The sequence below is a fragment of the Winogradskyella epiphytica genome, from assembly GCF_003217215.1.
Lineage (GTDB): Bacteria > Bacteroidota > Bacteroidia > Flavobacteriales > Flavobacteriaceae > Winogradskyella > Winogradskyella epiphytica.
In genome coordinates this window covers 511,979-527,769 of the sequence record NZ_QJTD01000001.1, presented here as the reverse complement: position 1 = coordinate 527,769, position 15,791 = coordinate 511,979, and the positions used below count along the sequence as shown (strand labels likewise).

The window sequence follows — 15,791 nt, the reverse complement described above, 5'->3', positions numbered from 1 at the left end:
TTTACAGAGACTGCTTAACTAATTTTAGCACCCCTTTTTTGAGAACGCTGCAAAGGTACAATGGATTTTAGAATATCAATAGCTGATTTTAGACTTTTTAAATAGTATTGAAAGGCATTTTCGGAAGGAGCTAACACTGATGTAGTTATTGATTTTTAATATTTCAAATGAATCGATTTTACTAGTTCATTTTGCTCGGATTAGTGGTTTAGGTTCAAGAATTTGTTGGAATTTTAAGAAACCTAACTCTGTAATCTTACTTTTTATAAAATCACTCTAAGTCTCATAATAGCATTAATTTATTTCCGGAGGCTTTCTATTGGCTTTTTTTTCAGAAGTTATGCGCTTATACTTTAGACGCTTTCTCTTGACTGCTCTTGGGACTTTAGTTGATATCCGTTTCTTTTCTACTTTCAGTCCTTCCTTAATTAATTCTAAAAATCGCTGAGTAACTAATGCTTTGTTTCTAAACTGACTGCGGCTTTCGTCACTTGCTAAAATTAAAATCCCTTCTTTAGTTAATCTATTTTGAAAGAATTTGGAAAGCCTTTCTTTTTCAATATCACTAAAGACCGTAGAGTTTTCAATATCGAAATACAACTCGGCTTTAGACGAAACCTTATTCACATTTTGACCACCACTTCCTGAGCTTCGAACGTACTTATAATTTAATTCTGAAATAAGTGCTTTATCAGAAAACATTAGCCGTTAATTTGATGGGTGGCTTTTAGCAAGTCAGTGACCGTTTTTACCGGATTAAAAGTAATTAATGGGACTTCTACAAAAATGGTATTCCAATGCGCCATAGAACCATTCCAAAGTCCAGGAAGCTCTAGTGCTTTCAAATCTCTTCCCATTCTAGTTTTCATGGTAATAAAAGCAGTATTGGGATCTACAAATTGGTTAAGATCAAACTTTTCACCTTTATAATTTTTAATACCACAAACTAAATCTACAGGATTAAAATGCGTAGCATTATTGAGTATTTTAATCTGCGTTTTATTTGTTTTATCAATTTGAGCAGATTCCACAATTTGTAAAGAAACATCCCCGTTTTCATCCTTAATCCAAAATGGGCCGCCTCCTGGTTCACCTTCATTTTTTACCATTCCACAAACCCGAATAGGTCGATTTAGTTTCTCTTTTAAATAGGCAATTTGATTTTCGGTAGAATATTTTTCGAACTCTTTACTAAACACGACATAGAGTTTGTTTTTTAAGAAATCTACAATAGCGTTTAGTTGATTGTCCTTTAGATTATTAGTTTCTAGTTGTTTTAAATACTCAAAAGACTGTTCTTGTAATTCTAATAAAATCCCACCTAGCATTTTCTTGTATTCCGCTAGCTTTTCGTCATATTTAAAGACGACTATATTGTCTATGTTTTTTATAAAAACGATGTCAGCATCTTGCTTATTCAAGTTGTTTAAAAGTGCGCCATGACCAGATGGTCTAAACAATAATTCTCCATTTTCTTCTCTGAAATATTCGTTTTCTGGTGTTACAGCAACTGTATCTGTTGATTGGCATTGGTATGAAAATGAAATATTGAATTTTGTATTTGTTCTATCTTCAACAATTTCTTGAATTCGATTAAATTCCTCATCAAATATATGCTTGTGTATTTCTGAAACAGTAAAATGTAAATCTGCTTTATTATTAGAGGATGCATATAATGCGGCTTCAAATAAATGCTCTTCAAAAGCGGTTGAAATATGATCTTCATACTTGTGAAAAGGCAATAAACCTTTGGGATAGAAGCCGTAATTCAGTTTGTCTGAATCTAATAGCACTTTAATAATAATTACCTTTTTTTCGTCTTCCGAAAGAGATTTAAAATCAGGATAAAGTTTTTTGGATTCATTTATGACTTCTTCATAAAATGGAAACTTCTCTAATCCGACAAAAAACAAAGATAAATCGCTGGCTTTGTTTCTATTTATATAAGAATTAATGGTTTCCTTAGTTAAATCATATTCATGTAAAAACTGAAACAAAAATTTAAACATTCTTGTCGCCGCACCAGAAGCTGGAACAAATTTCAGAATGCGTTTAGCATTTCTTTTACTTTCAAAAAAGTTAATAGCTTGATCTTTTTCAGTTTCTGATAGTCTTAATATTCCAGAACCTATATTTGCAGCATCTTGCAGATTTACAAAAGGAATTCCGGTTTTAAAAAGTTCTATTTGTGCCTTAACTTTTTCAATAGTTAAACCTTTATCTTCAATTTGTTTTATATCTTTTTCTGTCAAATTCATTTCTTGTTACTTAATAAGTCATCAATAAGCTTTACTGCCTTTTTAAACCGCGTTTCCAAATCGCCTTTTAGTAAAACATAAGGTTTGTTATAGTCTATTAAAGCTTTTTGAAAAGCTTGAAATATTTGTTCTCTTTCATTAGGTTTATCACGAATTCCATCGGCTTCCCAAGGGGTATCAATATACGTTAAAAAGTATAAATCGTAAGTGTTTTCTGCGGCATATTTTTTAATGAGCGGATGATATGTTCCTGGATAATAGACTTCAGCATACACCTTTGTTTCTAACAAATCGGTATCACAAATTAAAACAGAATCTGTTCTTTTAGCGAACTCATTTTCATTTTTCATTTGCCCAATAGCAATTGGCAATACATCTTCTTTCGTTAATGTTTCCTTTTTTTTAAGTTTCGCTTCTGCATATTCTCGTGAATATTCTGGGACATAAACGGTATTATAATGTTCCGCTAATCGTTTTGCAAGTACAGTTTTTCCAGTAGACTCGGGGCCAAATAAAACTACTTTTATGCAGTCTGCTGCTTCTTGTTTAAGCTTTTTTTCCATTCGTTATAGCCTTGAACTGCTAAAATTAAGAATATAATAAATTGAATTGCAGTAAAGCCCAAACCTTTTACAAAGTACAACGGAACTGAAATGAAATTTGCAACAATCCATAACAGCCAATGTTCAATTTTTTTATTGGCCATTAACCACATTGCTGCAAAGAAAATTCCTGTTGTTATTGTATCGATGTAATCGGTAGTTCTGTCGAATCGATTGAAGTATAAATAGACGGCAACAATAAAGATTATGGTCACTAAGAATATCATCCCTGTTTTTAGCCAATCTTTTGAAGTTGCTTTTGTGATTTCAAGGATGTCCCCTTGCGATGAATGACTCCACATATACCAACCATATACACTCATTAAGGTGTAGTAGATATTGATGGTGAAATCTCCATAAAGTTCAAAGATAAAACAGACATAGACAAAAATAGCTGTACTAATGATACCTGTTGGAAATACTAAGATGTTTTCTTTTTTGGCATACATCACACTAGCAATTCCAAAAGTCACCGCAATAATTTCAAGAATGATATTGAAGGCTGAAGCAGTCCGATAGGGTTCAAGAAAAAAATCAGAAATTTGGCTCATAATCGCTTCGGTCTGTTTTTACAATCTTCATATTTAACACTGCTATATCAATCTCTGAAAAAGATTGTTTTATTTCTTGAGTAACAAATGGCATTAGCTTATCAAAGTCACCATAAATCTGTGTGCTTAAAGGATTTTCTAAAACTGTAAACTCTGATGCTCGTAAACGTTTTATAAAGTCGATGATATGTGATTCATAATCGTCTTTAAGCGGTGTAAGGGTTAATTCTATTGATATTTTCATAATAGTTATTGCCAATGGTTGTTATAATTTGCTTAAGAAGATAGTACATACAAATCAGATGATGGCCTTCTTCGTTCACTTCAGTATTTATGTTTTTAATTCTTCAAAGAAGTTTTCGTCGTTTTCAAATGCCGTTCCAATAACTACTACATCTGCTCCAGCATTATAAGCTAACTCCATTTCCGATTTAGATCTTATGCCTCCGCCTACGATTAAAGGAATGTTGAGTTGTTGTTTTACTTCGGAAATAATTTGAGGTTCAATGGGGTGCGTTGCGCCGCTTCCAGCTTCGAGATATATGAGTTTCATGCCCAGTAATTCGCCGGCTTTAGCGGTGTCTTTAATAGTTTGAATATCACTTCGCTTAATTGGTTTTGTTTGGCTAACACGTTGAACTGCTGTTTCTTTTCCGTTTTCAATAAGGAGATAACCCGTTGGAATGATGTCGAGATGGGTATTAGAAAGTTTTGAAACAGCTTCTACTTGCTTTCCTATTAAATAATCAGGATTTCGTCCTGAAATTAAAGACAGAAATAGAATACCATCGGCTTTATTTGTAATTTGAATCACGTCGCCAGGAAATAGGATAACAGGAAGTTGAGTATGCTTTTTTATCTCCTCAACTAAGGCGTCTGTTTGGCCTTCATCGACCTCGCTTCCTCCAACAAAAATATGTGTCGCTAATGACTGGTTGACTTTTGATATAAATCCAGACACATCCTGAGTCTTCATTTTGTCAGGATCGATTAATACGGCCAAATTTTTTTTAGCTGATTGTATTGATTCTAATATCGTATTACGCTTTAAATTCATTTAGTTATCACAAATTGCCATTAAAAAAAGCTCAAGAAATAAAATTGAAATTCTTGTAGTCTCAATTTTCATAAAACGGCCTATGTCTTGCGTCATTATTTATTCTCACCACTCACCAACTATCCCTAATTAGGGAACCACATAGGCGCAAGTAAAACCTTCAAACTCTAAAAACGCAGTATTATATCTGTATTTTTTGTTTTTATAATCTATCCATGCGATGGTATTACCGTCTTTCATCATAAACGGAATCACTAAAAAATGCTCTCTAAACAACATTCCTGGCGTGGCGAAAAGTTTATAAAGGGACTCTTTTATTCCCCAAATTACGGTTAGTCGTCTTATATAATCTTCGTCTGTTTCTTTCAGATAATTGTACTCATAATCCACAAATTTATGTGCGATAATCCCAATTTTCTCACGTTGCTTTTCAATGTCAATTCCCACAGGAGACTCGCTAACTATTACACCTGAAAATGTAAATGAATGTGTAATCGAAATATGCTTTCCATCTTTAAGATGAGGTTTACCATTCTTGTCATAAAACAAATCCGGATCCGTATAACCGAATTCACGTAACAAATGTCTCACACTTAAAAAGCCACGTTGGTGCAGTTCACTTTTCATACCTAATACACGTTGTAAACTTTGTGGTCTTAAATCTAAAGGCTTCATTAATTCGTCATACGATTCTTCAATCTTCCAGATTTTAACAGTAGTTTGTGAATTAACACTAATGGATTTATAAAGTGGCATTTAGGATTCTGAATGTTATTGATTATCTTTGCATCGCCTTAGGCGAGTTTGGTATTTTTGATGTAGCGAATTTAGTTATTTAAGCCATAAAGCCAAAGGCAAGTATAAATTTAAAAAAACAAGGAGAAAATAATATGAGTACAAAATCAGTTACTTACGTGCCTAATAAGGTAAAAGATATGTCGTTAGCGGCTTGGGGAAGAAAAGAGATTGAATTGGCTGAAGCAGAAATGCCAGGTTTAATGAGTCTAAGAGAAGAATATAAGGATGAGCAACCTTTAAAAGGAGCGCGTATTGCTGGATGTCTGCATATGACGATTCAAACGGCTGTTTTAATTGAAACACTACAAGCTTTAGGTGCTGAAGTGACTTGGAGTTCATGTAATATTTTCTCTACACAAGATCAGGCTGCTGCTGCAATTGCTGCTACAGGAACGGCTGTGTATGCATGGAAAGACATGACAGAAGAAGAGTTTGACTGGTGTATAGAACAAACATTATTCTTTGGTGAAGATCGTAAGCCATTAAACATGATTCTTGATGATGGTGGTGATTTAACGAATATGGTTTTAGATAAATACCCAGAATTATCTGCTGGAATTAAAGGTTTATCTGAAGAAACTACGACTGGAGTTCACAGACTTTATGAGCGTGTTAAGAATGGTACTTTAACAATGCCAGCTATTAACGTAAATGATTCTGTAACTAAATCTAAGTTCGATAATAAATATGGTTGTAAAGAATCTGCTGTAGATGCGATTCGTAGAGCAACAGATATTATGTTAGCTGGAAAACGTGTAACGGTTTGTGGTTATGGAGATGTTGGTAAAGGAACTGCTGCTTCTTTTAAAGGTGCTGGTAGTATTGTTACCGTTACTGAAATTGATCCAATTTGTGCTTTACAAGCGGCTATGGATGGTTTTGAAGTGAAGAAATTAGAAACTGTGGTTGCAAATTCGGATATCATTATTACTACTACAGGAAACAAAGACATTGTAAGAGCTGAGCATTTTGAAGCGATGAAAGACAAAGTAATCGTTGCAAATATTGGTCACTTTGATAATGAAATCCAAGTAGGTTGGTTAAATGAAAAATATGGTCATACTAAAGATACTATCAAGCCACAAGTAGATAAGTATACTATTGATGGTAAAGATATCATCCTTTTAGCTGAAGGGCGTTTAGTAAACTTAGGTTGTGCAACTGGTCACCCAAGTTTTGTAATGAGTAATTCATTTACAAACCAAACCTTAGCGCAAATTGAACTTTGGAAGAACAGCGATAAATACGAAAACGATGTTTATATGCTACCAAAGCATTTAGATGAAAAAGTGGCGAAATTACACCTTGAGAAAATAGGCGTTGAGCTCACTGAATTAAAACCAGACCAAGCGAAATATATTGGTGTTGAGGTTGAAGGTCCATATAAGCCAGAACACTATCGTTATTAGATGAATGAAGCGTAATGCTTTAATAGATTTATAAAATTAAACCCTCGCAGTAATGTGAGGGTTTTTTGTTGCCTGAAATTGTCATTTGGTATGATGCCATAGTACGAGGAATTGTATCGAGAAGTTTTAATGATCATCTGTTATAGCTTATTTCAATCGGTAAGGCTTTAACTCATCTGATGTAATGAAATAAAAATAAAGACCTCATGAATTTTGAAACTCATGAGGTCTTTTAATAGTTATAAAGAGTATTTTTTACTTCTTATTCTTCTTTGGGTGAACCAATTTCATTTCATCAATTAAATGCTTTGCTCCAGCATATTTATCAATAATAAAAAGCACATAACGTACGTCCACCATAATATTTCTACAGATTTCTGGATCGTAATAAATATCACTCATAGTTCCTTCCCAAACTCTATCAAAGTTTAGTCCAACTAAATTACCTTCAGCGTCAATGGCCGGACTACCAGAGTTTCCACCTGTGGTATGATTAGTTCCTAAGAAACAAACTGGAACTTTTCCATTACTATCGGCGTACTGTCCGTAATCTTTTGCTTCGTATAAATCAATCAACTTTTGAGGTACATCAAATTCGTAATCTCCAGGTACGTACTTCTCAATAACACCTTCTAAATAAGTTACAGGCTCATATTGAACAGCATCTCTTGGCGCATATCCATTTACTTTACCATACGTCACACGTAAAGTGCTATTCGCATCAGGGAAATAGCGTTCTTCTGGCATCACTTCCATTAAAGCTTTCATATAGGTTGCTTGTAAAGCATTTATTTCTGTGTTTATGCGCTGAAATTCTGGGTCTAGAGAGCTATAGAATTCTAAAACCATTGGTTTCGCATAGGCATAAGCCGGATCGTTATTAATTCTTTGAATTACGGTTTTAGAATCGCCTTCTAATGCTTTTAACGCTTTATCTAAATCTGTAAAGATGGTTTTGTCATATATTCCAGCATCAACATTATTAGGTTTGTATAAAGGCATAACGGCTTCATAAACACCTTTGTCAACCTTGACATTATAATTCCTGTGAATTCCTTTTAATTGGTTTATCACAGTTTCTTTGGCTTTTGCAAAAGTCGCTTCGCCACCTTGAGCGGCCATTTCCAATTGTGTTAGTCGCAGCATCATTTGCATTAATTCATTGGTGCGAATAAAAACTTCTACAAATTGGTTGCGAGTTACATTGACATTTTCAAACTCTTTATACAAGCGCTCAAATTCTGGTAAAAGATGTCCGTACTGAGCTTCTTTACCTTGCGCCTTAAGTCCTTTTGTGAATTCTTTTTCAAAATCCTGCTTAATTTTTACAGCACCACTTTTTTCGATTCCTAAGTTTTCACCAATCCATCTCTTCCATGAGTTGGCAGTTCGTGCTTGTTTCGAAGCGTATTGAATTCTAATTTGATCATCTGCTTTCATATTAGCATCAATTACCTTTAAAGCGGCTTCTCTGATCGCAATATTTGATGGATTTACTTTTTGTGTAATTTGAGCTACAGCAACTGACGGTAAATATTCATTAGTTCTTCCTGGGAAACCAAATACCATTGTAAAATCACCTTCTTCAACCCCATCTAAAGACACTGGTAAAAAGTGTTTTGGCGTGTATGGTACATTGTCTTTATGGTATTTTGCTGGTTTGTTGTTTTTGTCAGCATAAATTCTAAATAAAGCGAAATCTCCTGTATGTCTTGGCCAAACCCAGTTGTCTGTATCTGAACCAAATTTACCAATGCTGTTTGGTGGAGTTCCAACTAAACGAACATCTTCATAACGTTCTGTAATGAATAAGAAGTATTGATTGCCTTGGTAAAAAGCTTTTATTTTAAAATCTTGCCAGTCTTCTTTTTTGATATTCTTTTCAACTTTATTTCTGTTGATATCAATTTTAGATTGCTTTTCACGTGGACTTAAGTCATCGGAAACATCTTTCAACATAGCTTCAGTAATGTCTTCGATTCTAACTATGAATTCTACGAATAAGCCTTCATTAGGAATTTCTTCCTTCAAATTCATAGCCCAAAAACCATCTTTTAAATAATCGTTTTCTAAAGTGGAGTGCGATTGAATTTGGCTATAACCACAATGGTGATTCGTTAATAATAAGCCTTTTGGAGAAATAACCTCACTTGTACAGCCACCATTAAAATGACCGATAGCATCTTTAAGGCTTGAATTGTTTACATCGTAAATGTCTTTTGCAGTTAATTTACTGCCTAAACTTTGCATTTCATCTTCGTTCATTCCTTCTAATAATGAAGGAATCCACATGCCTCCTTGTTGGGCAGAAACTTGAACGACAATAAAAAAGAAAATAATTTTTAAAAAGCGCATGATTCGTATTTTTTGATTTTTTGTAAAGATAGAAAAGCTTGTTTCATATCTTTAATGTTTTAGCTAATAAAGCACGATATTTTATGAATTTCAAATCAAAATTACCAAATACAGGCACTACTATTTTTACGGTGATGAGTGCCTTGGCAAAAGAGCACAATGCTATAAATTTATCACAAGGATTTCCGAATTATCCTAGTTCACAAAAGTTGAATGACCTAGTCGCTGAAGCAATGAATAATGGCTACAATCAATATGCGCCAATGGCTGGGAATTTAGATTTGCGATTGGCGATTTCTCATAAATACGAATTGCTTTATAAAAACACCTATCATCCGGAAAAAGAAATTACGGTTACAGCTGGAGCAACCCAGGCTATTTATACAATTATTTCGGCTTTTATAAGATCAGATGATGAGGTTATTATGTTTAAGCCGGCTTACGATTGTTATGAACCCGCTGTAGAAATCAATGGAGGAAAAACGATTCCTATTCAATTGTCGGCACCAAATTATGAAGTAGATTGGGATGAAGTCGCTTCAAAAATCACATCGAAGACTAAGATGATTATTATTAATTCGCCTCATAATCCAAGCGGCACAATTTGGTCTAAAGAGGATATGCTTCAACTTCAAAAATTAACAGAGAATACAAATATCATTGTATTGAGTGATGAGGTTTACGAACATATTGTATTTGACAAAGCACAACACCAAAGTGCCTGTTTGTTTCAAGGTTTAAAACAACGCAGTTTTATTACAGCTTCCTTCGGAAAAACATTTCATAATACAGGTTGGAAAATTGGGTACTGTTGTGCACCGGAAGAATTGATGGTGGAATTTAGAAAAGTACATCAGTTTAATGTGTTTTCCGTTCATCATCCTTCGCAAAAAGGCATTGCAGATTATATGCAAGATGCCGAAACCTATTTAAGTCTGAATACATTTTTCCAACGTAAACGTGACTTGTTTTTAAATTTAATTTCGGAGTCTAGATTTAAGTTTCAACCTTCTAAAGGAACTTATTTTCAGGTTTTAGATTATTCCGAAATAACGGATGAATACGACGTAGATTTTGCTAAACGATTAACTGAGGAACATAAAATTGCGGGAATTCCACTGTCAGTTTTTAACGAAAAAGGTAAAGATGATAAGGTCTTGCGATTCTGTTTTGCCAAAACTAACGAAACCTTAGTGCAGGCTGCTGAAATCATTAATGAAATTTAATGTTAAATCTTTGGTAATGCTGTGACGTTCCAGTTTATTTGGGTCTTATTATTAAGAACCAAATAACTTATTATATCATGAAATATCAATACTTAATAACTTGTCTTTTGTTGGCCTTAATCGTATCTTGTGGTAGTAGCGAACGTGTTATTACTTCAGACGGAACCGTTTACGAACTAAAGGGTAATAAAATTATAAATGATGGCATTGACGTTGCTGAAAGTTTATCTGAAGAACGAAAAGCTGAAATTGAATCTGCCGTAGAGGCCCAACGAAAAGCGAAAATAGAGGCTTTAAAACGTCAAGAAGAACTAGACAAGAAGCAGAAAGAGTTAGAGAAAGTTCAAAAGGAGGCTGAGAAGAAGAGAAAAGAAGCTGAAGAAAAGCGTAAGGAAATTGAAAAGAAGCAGGCAGACTTAGAAAAAAAGTTAAAAGCTCAAGAAAAAGCGCGTGAGGCTTATTTGAAGGCGGAAAAACGTCTCGCTAGTAAGCTAGAGCGCTACGAAAAGCTTAAAGTTAAAGGGAAATTATCTCCTCGTGACGAAGAAAAATGGCAAAAAAGATTTGAAGGTTGGGAAGAAGATCTAAAAAAAGCCAAAATAGAAATGGATAACTTAAATAAGTAGAAAACATGAAATATATACTTACTAGTATTTGTCTTGTATTTGCGTTGTTTTTAAACGCGCAAGAAGTAGTGAAAGATGGAAAAACCTATGAGGTTAAAAAGGAGAAAATCTTTTTGGAAGGAAAAGAGGTGACTTCAACCTTAGATCTAGAATTAAAAGACGCGATTTTATTAGAAGCTACAACAATTTCTAAAAAACTGAAATTAGAAAAAGAGGCTATTAAACGATCTGAAAAGTTAGAAAAAGAAAAGAAACAGGCAGAAAAGGCACAGAAGAGGGCTGAAAAAGCTCAAAAGAAAGCTGAAAAAGAATTAAAACAAAAACAAAAACTTAAGAGGAACTACGATAAAGCGCAGCGCAATCTCCAAAATTCACAGAAGAAATTTGAAAGATTAAAAGATAAGGGTAAATTGTCTCCTGTTGATGAAGCCAAGTGGCTTAAACAACTTGAAAAGCTTTCAAAAAGAATGGAAGTAGCAAAAAGAAAACTATAAGTACAATGAGCAAGACATTAAATGTTGCCTTAGTACAAACGGATTTAGTTTGGGAAGATCCTGAGGCCAATAGACGTTTACTAGATGATAAGATCAACGCGCTTTCTAGCGAAGTTGATCTTATTGTTTTTCCTGAAATGTTTACTTCAGGATTTACTATGAATCCTTCGGCTGTTGCTGAAACTATGGAAGGTAGAACTATAGAATGGTTAAAAGAGAAAGCTAAAGAAAAACAAGCTGTCTTAATGGGAAGTCTTGTAATTACTGAAAATGACAACTTTTATAATCGTATGGTTTGTGTAGAGCCTTCGGGCGCTATTACAAAATACGATAAACGCCATACCTTCACTTTAGCAAACGAACATAAAGTCTATACAGCAGGAACTGAAAAGGTGATTTTTGAATACAAAGGTTGGAAAATTTGTCCGCTTGTTTGTTACGATTTGCGCTTTCCTGTTTGGGCAAGAAATGTGGAAGACTATGACCTTCTAGTTTATATAGCGAGTTGGCCAAAAGTCCGTATTACGGCTTGGGATACATTGTTAAAAGCAAGAGCTATCGAGAATATGACTTACTGTATTGGTGTCAATAGAGTAGGGCTCGACGGAAACAATCATGAATACAGTGGTCATTCTGTGGCTTACGATGTCTTAGGGAACCGATTAGATACTTTAAAGGAATCTGAAGATGCCACGGAAATTGTAACCCTTAAGAAAGATCAAATTAAAACCTATAGAGATAAACTTAGTTTTTTAAAAGATAGAGACTCTTTTAGTCTAAAAGTATAAAATCTATAATTTGATCGAAGTTGGAACGTACCTCGTCCATTTCTGTTTCCAAATAACTTACACGTTCTGGCTGAATACCTAAAAGGAAATTCCCTGTATCATATTTTCCATTTCCATTAGTGTCATGAATCACACGTAATGCATATTGTCTTGGGACTAAATTATTGAAGTCTACCACGGGAGATTCTGTGGCTAATTTTTCATACATCACATTTCCTTTGTTGTCGACCAATTGAACGATTAGTGGAAGTTTAGCGTTTTTAAGTCTAACACGTACATTACCATATTCAGACTTCATTTTTGTCCTCAGATTATAAGTCAGTGTGTCTTGATTCGAAGCATTATAAAAATCTGTAAAAGCTTCAGGAAGGAAGGTGAAATTGTAGGTCTGACCTTCTTGTTTAGCAATTGGAAATTTGTATTTATTATATATTGAATCATATTCCACCTCGAAGCCTACCTCTAAAGAATCTTTATCGATGATCTTAATTTTTGTTCTATCAATTTTAGATAATGGAATGTTAGCGCCTATTGTGAATTCGTCTTCAAAGTTTAAGATGCTAGATGTTAAGGATTTTAATACTAAAGAATCTGCTTTAAGCTTTCTGAAGCGATGTTTAAACGTGTCAACTGATTTTTCATTAGTGACAAGAAAAAATGTAGAGTCTGCTTCAAATTTAGGTTGATACCAATAGTACAAAGTGTCTTTGGTTTGGTCTTTAACAATTCGAGTTTTATAACCTTCAGGTGTATCGCCTAAGACGTCAATTCGCATATTTTCATAACTTCCTTCATAAGGAAAGATAAGTCTTGTTTCTCCATCCTGTGATGGTCTTATGGCTTTGAAATTAATTTCTTCCTTAAATAGTTTTAAAGGATACATCGAGTCCGATGGCACTGTGATATAGCCTTCATGAAAACCAATCTTATCTGCTTTTTGATCGAATAAATAATTTGAGTTTTTATCTTTTAAAGCGATTAATTTATACTTTCCAGCTTTTATATTTTCAATATTAAACGTAGTTAAGCTGTCTAATGTATTTGTAATATATCTTGGTTTTTGTTTATAAACAATAGAGTCATTGTACGTTGAGTCTACTTCATAAAGCATTACCGAAACAAAGGTTTCTGGCTCTTTAAGTAGGGCATCTTCAACATATCCTTTTACAGAAAGAGAGTCGATTGTATTTCCTGTAGAAAACACATAACGAAAGTAGGGATATGGATTCTGTTCGTTGTTATCTACAATACTCTCTCCAAAATTAAAAGCATAAGTAGTATTAGGAAGTAAAGTGTCCTGAATTTTAATAGTGATATACTTACTAGCGCCACCCATTGGAGTTACTATAGGGTCAGTGTCCATTGGAGGGGAAACGATAAGTTGTTTACGAAGGTCCTTGATTTTTACATATTCATCAAAGCGAATAACAATCTCATTACCTTTAAAGTTAGTCGAGAAATTTTCAGGTCTAGACTCTAATATTACAGGTGGATCTACATCTTTTTCGCCTCCAGAAGGTGTCCCGCGATTGGCACAACTAGCAACACTTAAAGCTATAATAATTAGACCTAATATTCGTATCACAGAGAAATGCATCTATTGAAAATAATTTAGCACAAAGAAACGATATAAATGATAACAGCCAAAACGTTTCATTTTTAGATTTTCCTTTTGACACGAATTTCACCAATTATCTCTAAGTTTTTTAAATCTTTTATATTTTAATAGACGTGACAATAAATGAAACTTGTGTCTTTTGTTTATCAAGAAATAAACAAATCTTCAGAAATTATTACTCAGCCAATATTAGATTTTCAGTATGGATATCCTTCTAATCTATACGATTCGTGTGAATCAGTGAAATTTGTGTCTTTTTTTACAAATAAGTTATTGCTGTTTTTTTCTCTTAATTTCTATTGCTCCAATATAATCGTAAAAATCAATCTGCAATGGCCATGGTGGCAAGACTTAACTTGATATTCTCGATTTTTAGTAATTCAGTTGCGCATGCTTCTACTGTGGCCCCTGTGGTAATAATGTCGTCGACCAATAAAATATGTTTTCCTATTAAGGATTGATTTTCGGAAATGGCGAATAAGGCACCATCATCATTCCAGCGTTTAATTCTCTCTTTGAAAACTTGTGTTGTAGATGGTTTAACCTTTATTAAAACGGTGTCGTTATAGTCGGCCTTTAATGACTTTGCGATTTCTTGACCAAATTTAGCAACTTGATTATAGCCACGTTTTCTAAGCTTAGTTTTATACAAGGGTACTGGAATCACGATATCTATTTTCTGATAAGCTTCTAAAGTAGCAAGTTCTGCCCCTAACCATTTGCCAAAAAACTCACTAATTTGTTCATGACCTCTATATTTTAAATTATGAAGAATTTGTTGCACAATTCCTTTTTTCGAAAAATGCAATAGAGCCGTTGCATGTTCTAGGGCAACACGACCATAAACGACCTTTTTTACAGTTTCAGAGTCATCAAAATGATAATTAGTAACTGGTAAATGATGTCTGCATCTTGTGCATAAAACAAGTTCGTTGTCGCTCAAAACATAGTTACAGGCCTCACAAACCGCCGGAAAAAATAAGTTTAACAAGTTTTTCACCTCTTAGTCGAATAAAATCACGCCCAACGTTAATATATTATAGTTTTGCCATTAAATTAAGAAATTAATAATGATTGTTAATCCCCTACTATTTAACTATCGGTTAATTATAGGATCTTTATTAGTAGTTTTAACGGTTTTAGGAGTATACAGCTATAATAATTATCAGTCTGTAGAATCCTATGAGCAATTCCTAAAGCAAGAGAAAGTCTTGATTGAGACTGAATTGTCAGAACTATTATTAGGTTATGAAGACTTAAGTCAAGATTACGAATTTATGGCTTTAGAACTTAAAGCTGCAAAATTGGAAACTCAAAAAACTCTAGATTCATTACGAATATTAAAGAGTGAATTATCCATAGTTAGTAAATTTAAAAATCAACTTCTTGTATTAAAATCAAAGTCGAAACTACTTCTTGGGACTATAGACTCCCTTAGTTTAGCAAATGAAAAACTACAGAATGATAAACGGTATGCATTAAAAACGATTCAGGACAAAACGGCTACTATCAATAATTTAGAAGAAATAAATGCTTCTTTGAATAGAACTATTAATAATGCGTCACTTTTAAACGCTGTTTCTATTAATGCTAGGCCATACAAACTAAAATCTGGTAAAAAGAAATTTACTGATCGCGCAAGACGAGCTAATGCTATAGATGTATGTGTTACATTAACAGAAAACCCATTGGCCCTAAACGGAAGAAAAGATATTTATATTCAAATTGTTGGTCCAGACGGCAATGTTGTTGCAGATAAAGGAGAGGTAGTTTTTGGGAACTCTTCATTGATTTATAGCAATAAAAAGACTGTAGACTACAATAATGAAAGCATGGAGATTTGTGCACAAGTGGTAACTGGTGATGATGACAAGCCTTTTGAGAAAGGCTACTATTTTGTTCACGTTTTTCATAAAGAGAGGAGCTTGGGGAGTACAAATATTGAGTTAAAATAATCTAATCATATAATTTTCCTAAAACCGTTCTGTTAATCAGAGCGGTTTTCTATT

16 protein-coding genes are annotated in these 15,791 nt (G+C 33.7%); 6 read left to right on the top strand and 10 right to left on the bottom strand.

Going from position 1 to position 15,791, the window contains the following annotated elements:
• Window positions 1-294: 294 nt before the first annotated feature.
• The 7 genes from arfB to DFQ11_RS02280 all read right to left on the bottom strand — a co-directional run bounded on the left by arfB (window position 295) and on the right by DFQ11_RS02280 (window position 5,224).
• Entirely contained in the window at window positions 295-702 is a 408-nt protein-coding gene (arfB, locus tag DFQ11_RS02310; RefSeq protein WP_110473994.1) for an alternative ribosome rescue aminoacyl-tRNA hydrolase ArfB, read from the bottom strand.
• On the bottom strand, window positions 702-2,258 hold the full coding sequence (locus tag DFQ11_RS02305) for a DUF4301 family protein (RefSeq protein WP_110473993.1): 1,557 nt from the start codon (window positions 2,256-2,258) through the stop codon (window positions 702-704). Before DFQ11_RS02305 ends, arfB begins: the two co-directional genes overlap by 1 nt.
• Window positions 2,255-2,821, bottom strand: coding sequence for an AAA family ATPase (locus DFQ11_RS02300; protein ID WP_110473992.1), 567 nt, complete (start codon window positions 2,819-2,821; stop codon window positions 2,255-2,257). Before DFQ11_RS02300 ends, DFQ11_RS02305 begins: the two co-directional genes overlap by 4 nt.
• Entirely contained in the window at window positions 2,782-3,411 is a 630-nt protein-coding gene (pnuC, locus tag DFQ11_RS02295) for a nicotinamide riboside transporter PnuC (RefSeq protein ID WP_110473991.1), read from the bottom strand. Before pnuC ends, DFQ11_RS02300 begins: the two co-directional genes overlap by 40 nt.
• A complete protein-coding gene (locus DFQ11_RS02290; RefSeq protein WP_110474805.1) occupies window positions 3,395-3,655 on the bottom strand; it encodes a hypothetical protein in 261 nt (86 codons plus the stop codon). Before DFQ11_RS02290 ends, pnuC begins: the two co-directional genes overlap by 17 nt.
• Before the next feature lie 87 nt (window positions 3,656-3,742).
• Window positions 3,743-4,468: a geranylgeranylglyceryl/heptaprenylglyceryl phosphate synthase gene (locus DFQ11_RS02285; protein ID WP_110473990.1), complete on the bottom strand. Its 726-nt coding sequence runs from the start codon at window positions 4,466-4,468 to the stop codon at window positions 3,743-3,745.
• A 129-nt stretch (window positions 4,469-4,597) separates the two neighbouring features.
• Entirely contained in the window at window positions 4,598-5,224 is a 627-nt protein-coding gene (locus tag DFQ11_RS02280) for a 4'-phosphopantetheinyl transferase family protein (RefSeq protein ID WP_110473989.1), read from the bottom strand.
• Between the two features lie 134 nt (window positions 5,225-5,358).
• Here DFQ11_RS02280 and ahcY point away from each other — a divergent pair, with 134 nt between their 5' ends.
• A complete protein-coding gene (ahcY, locus tag DFQ11_RS02275) occupies window positions 5,359-6,675 on the top strand; it encodes an adenosylhomocysteinase (RefSeq protein WP_110473988.1) in 1,317 nt (438 codons plus the stop codon).
• A 255-nt stretch (window positions 6,676-6,930) separates the two neighbouring features.
• Here the strand turns inward: ahcY and DFQ11_RS02270 are convergent, their stop codons facing one another.
• Window positions 6,931-9,030, bottom strand: a complete 2,100-nt coding sequence (locus DFQ11_RS02270; RefSeq protein WP_110473987.1) for a S46 family peptidase — start codon at window positions 9,028-9,030, stop codon at window positions 6,931-6,933.
• Between the two features lie 83 nt (window positions 9,031-9,113).
• Between DFQ11_RS02270 and DFQ11_RS02265 the strand changes: the two genes are divergently transcribed.
• The 4 genes from DFQ11_RS02265 (at window position 9,114) to DFQ11_RS02250 (ending at window position 12,164) form a co-directional block, all read left to right on the top strand.
• A complete protein-coding gene (locus DFQ11_RS02265) occupies window positions 9,114-10,256 on the top strand; it encodes a methionine aminotransferase (RefSeq protein WP_110474804.1) in 1,143 nt (380 codons plus the stop codon).
• Window positions 10,257-10,333: 77 nt separating this feature from the next.
• Window positions 10,334-10,882, top strand: coding sequence for a hypothetical protein (locus DFQ11_RS02260; protein WP_110473986.1), 549 nt, complete (start codon window positions 10,334-10,336; stop codon window positions 10,880-10,882).
• Between the two features lie 5 nt (window positions 10,883-10,887).
• A complete protein-coding gene (locus DFQ11_RS02255; protein ID WP_146221487.1) occupies window positions 10,888-11,376 on the top strand; it encodes a hypothetical protein in 489 nt (162 codons plus the stop codon).
• 5 nt (window positions 11,377-11,381) lie between these two features.
• Complete coding sequence (locus DFQ11_RS02250) at window positions 11,382-12,164, top strand: amidohydrolase (protein ID WP_110473984.1); 783 nt, start codon at window positions 11,382-11,384, stop codon at window positions 12,162-12,164.
• On the opposite strand, the gene DFQ11_RS02245 is transcribed toward DFQ11_RS02250, so the two are convergent.
• Together DFQ11_RS02245 and DFQ11_RS02240 are read right to left on the bottom strand one after the other, a co-directional pair.
• Window positions 12,148-13,749, bottom strand: a complete 1,602-nt coding sequence (locus DFQ11_RS02245) for an Ig-like domain-containing protein (RefSeq protein ID WP_308425317.1) — start codon at window positions 13,747-13,749, stop codon at window positions 12,148-12,150. The two genes, DFQ11_RS02250 and DFQ11_RS02245, sit on opposite strands and share 17 nt — an antisense overlap.
• A 355-nt stretch (window positions 13,750-14,104) precedes the next feature.
• Window positions 14,105-14,782, bottom strand: coding sequence for a ComF family protein (locus DFQ11_RS02240; RefSeq protein ID WP_110473982.1), 678 nt, complete (start codon window positions 14,780-14,782; stop codon window positions 14,105-14,107).
• 70 nt (window positions 14,783-14,852) lie between these two features.
• On the opposite strand from DFQ11_RS02240, the gene DFQ11_RS02235 reads away from it, so the two are divergent.
• Window positions 14,853-15,737, top strand: a complete 885-nt coding sequence (locus tag DFQ11_RS02235) for a hypothetical protein (protein ID WP_110473981.1) — start codon at window positions 14,853-14,855, stop codon at window positions 15,735-15,737.
• Window positions 15,738-15,791 lie beyond the last annotated feature (54 nt).

Coding starts and splice junctions, on each gene's coding strand:
- pnuC (WP_110473991.1), bottom strand. CDS start 3,411: ATGAGCCAAATTTCTGATTTTTTTCTTGAACCCTATCGGACTGCTTCA.
- DFQ11_RS02300 (WP_110473992.1), bottom strand. CDS start 2,821: ATGGAAAAAAAGCTTAAACAAGAAGCAGCAGACTGCATAAAAGTAGTT.
- DFQ11_RS02235 (WP_110473981.1), top strand. CDS start 14,853: ATGATTGTTAATCCCCTACTATTTAACTATCGGTTAATTATAGGATCT.
- DFQ11_RS02265 (WP_110474804.1), top strand. CDS start 9,114: ATGAATTTCAAATCAAAATTACCAAATACAGGCACTACTATTTTTACG.
- DFQ11_RS02290 (WP_110474805.1), bottom strand. CDS start 3,655: ATGAAAATATCAATAGAATTAACCCTTACACCGCTTAAAGACGATTAT.
- DFQ11_RS02280 (WP_110473989.1), bottom strand. CDS start 5,224: ATGCCACTTTATAAATCCATTAGTGTTAATTCACAAACTACTGTTAAA.
- DFQ11_RS02250 (WP_110473984.1), top strand. CDS start 11,382: ATGAGCAAGACATTAAATGTTGCCTTAGTACAAACGGATTTAGTTTGG.
- DFQ11_RS02255 (WP_146221487.1), top strand. CDS start 10,888: ATGAAATATATACTTACTAGTATTTGTCTTGTATTTGCGTTGTTTTTA.
- DFQ11_RS02260 (WP_110473986.1), top strand. CDS start 10,334: ATGAAATATCAATACTTAATAACTTGTCTTTTGTTGGCCTTAATCGTA.
- DFQ11_RS02305 (WP_110473993.1), bottom strand. CDS start 2,258: ATGAATTTGACAGAAAAAGATATAAAACAAATTGAAGATAAAGGTTTA.
- arfB (WP_110473994.1), bottom strand. CDS start 702: ATGTTTTCTGATAAAGCACTTATTTCAGAATTAAATTATAAGTACGTT.
- DFQ11_RS02285 (WP_110473990.1), bottom strand. CDS start 4,468: ATGAATTTAAAGCGTAATACGATATTAGAATCAATACAATCAGCTAAA.
- DFQ11_RS02270 (WP_110473987.1), bottom strand. CDS start 9,030: ATGCGCTTTTTAAAAATTATTTTCTTTTTTATTGTCGTTCAAGTTTCT.
- ahcY (WP_110473988.1), top strand. CDS start 5,359: ATGAGTACAAAATCAGTTACTTACGTGCCTAATAAGGTAAAAGATATG.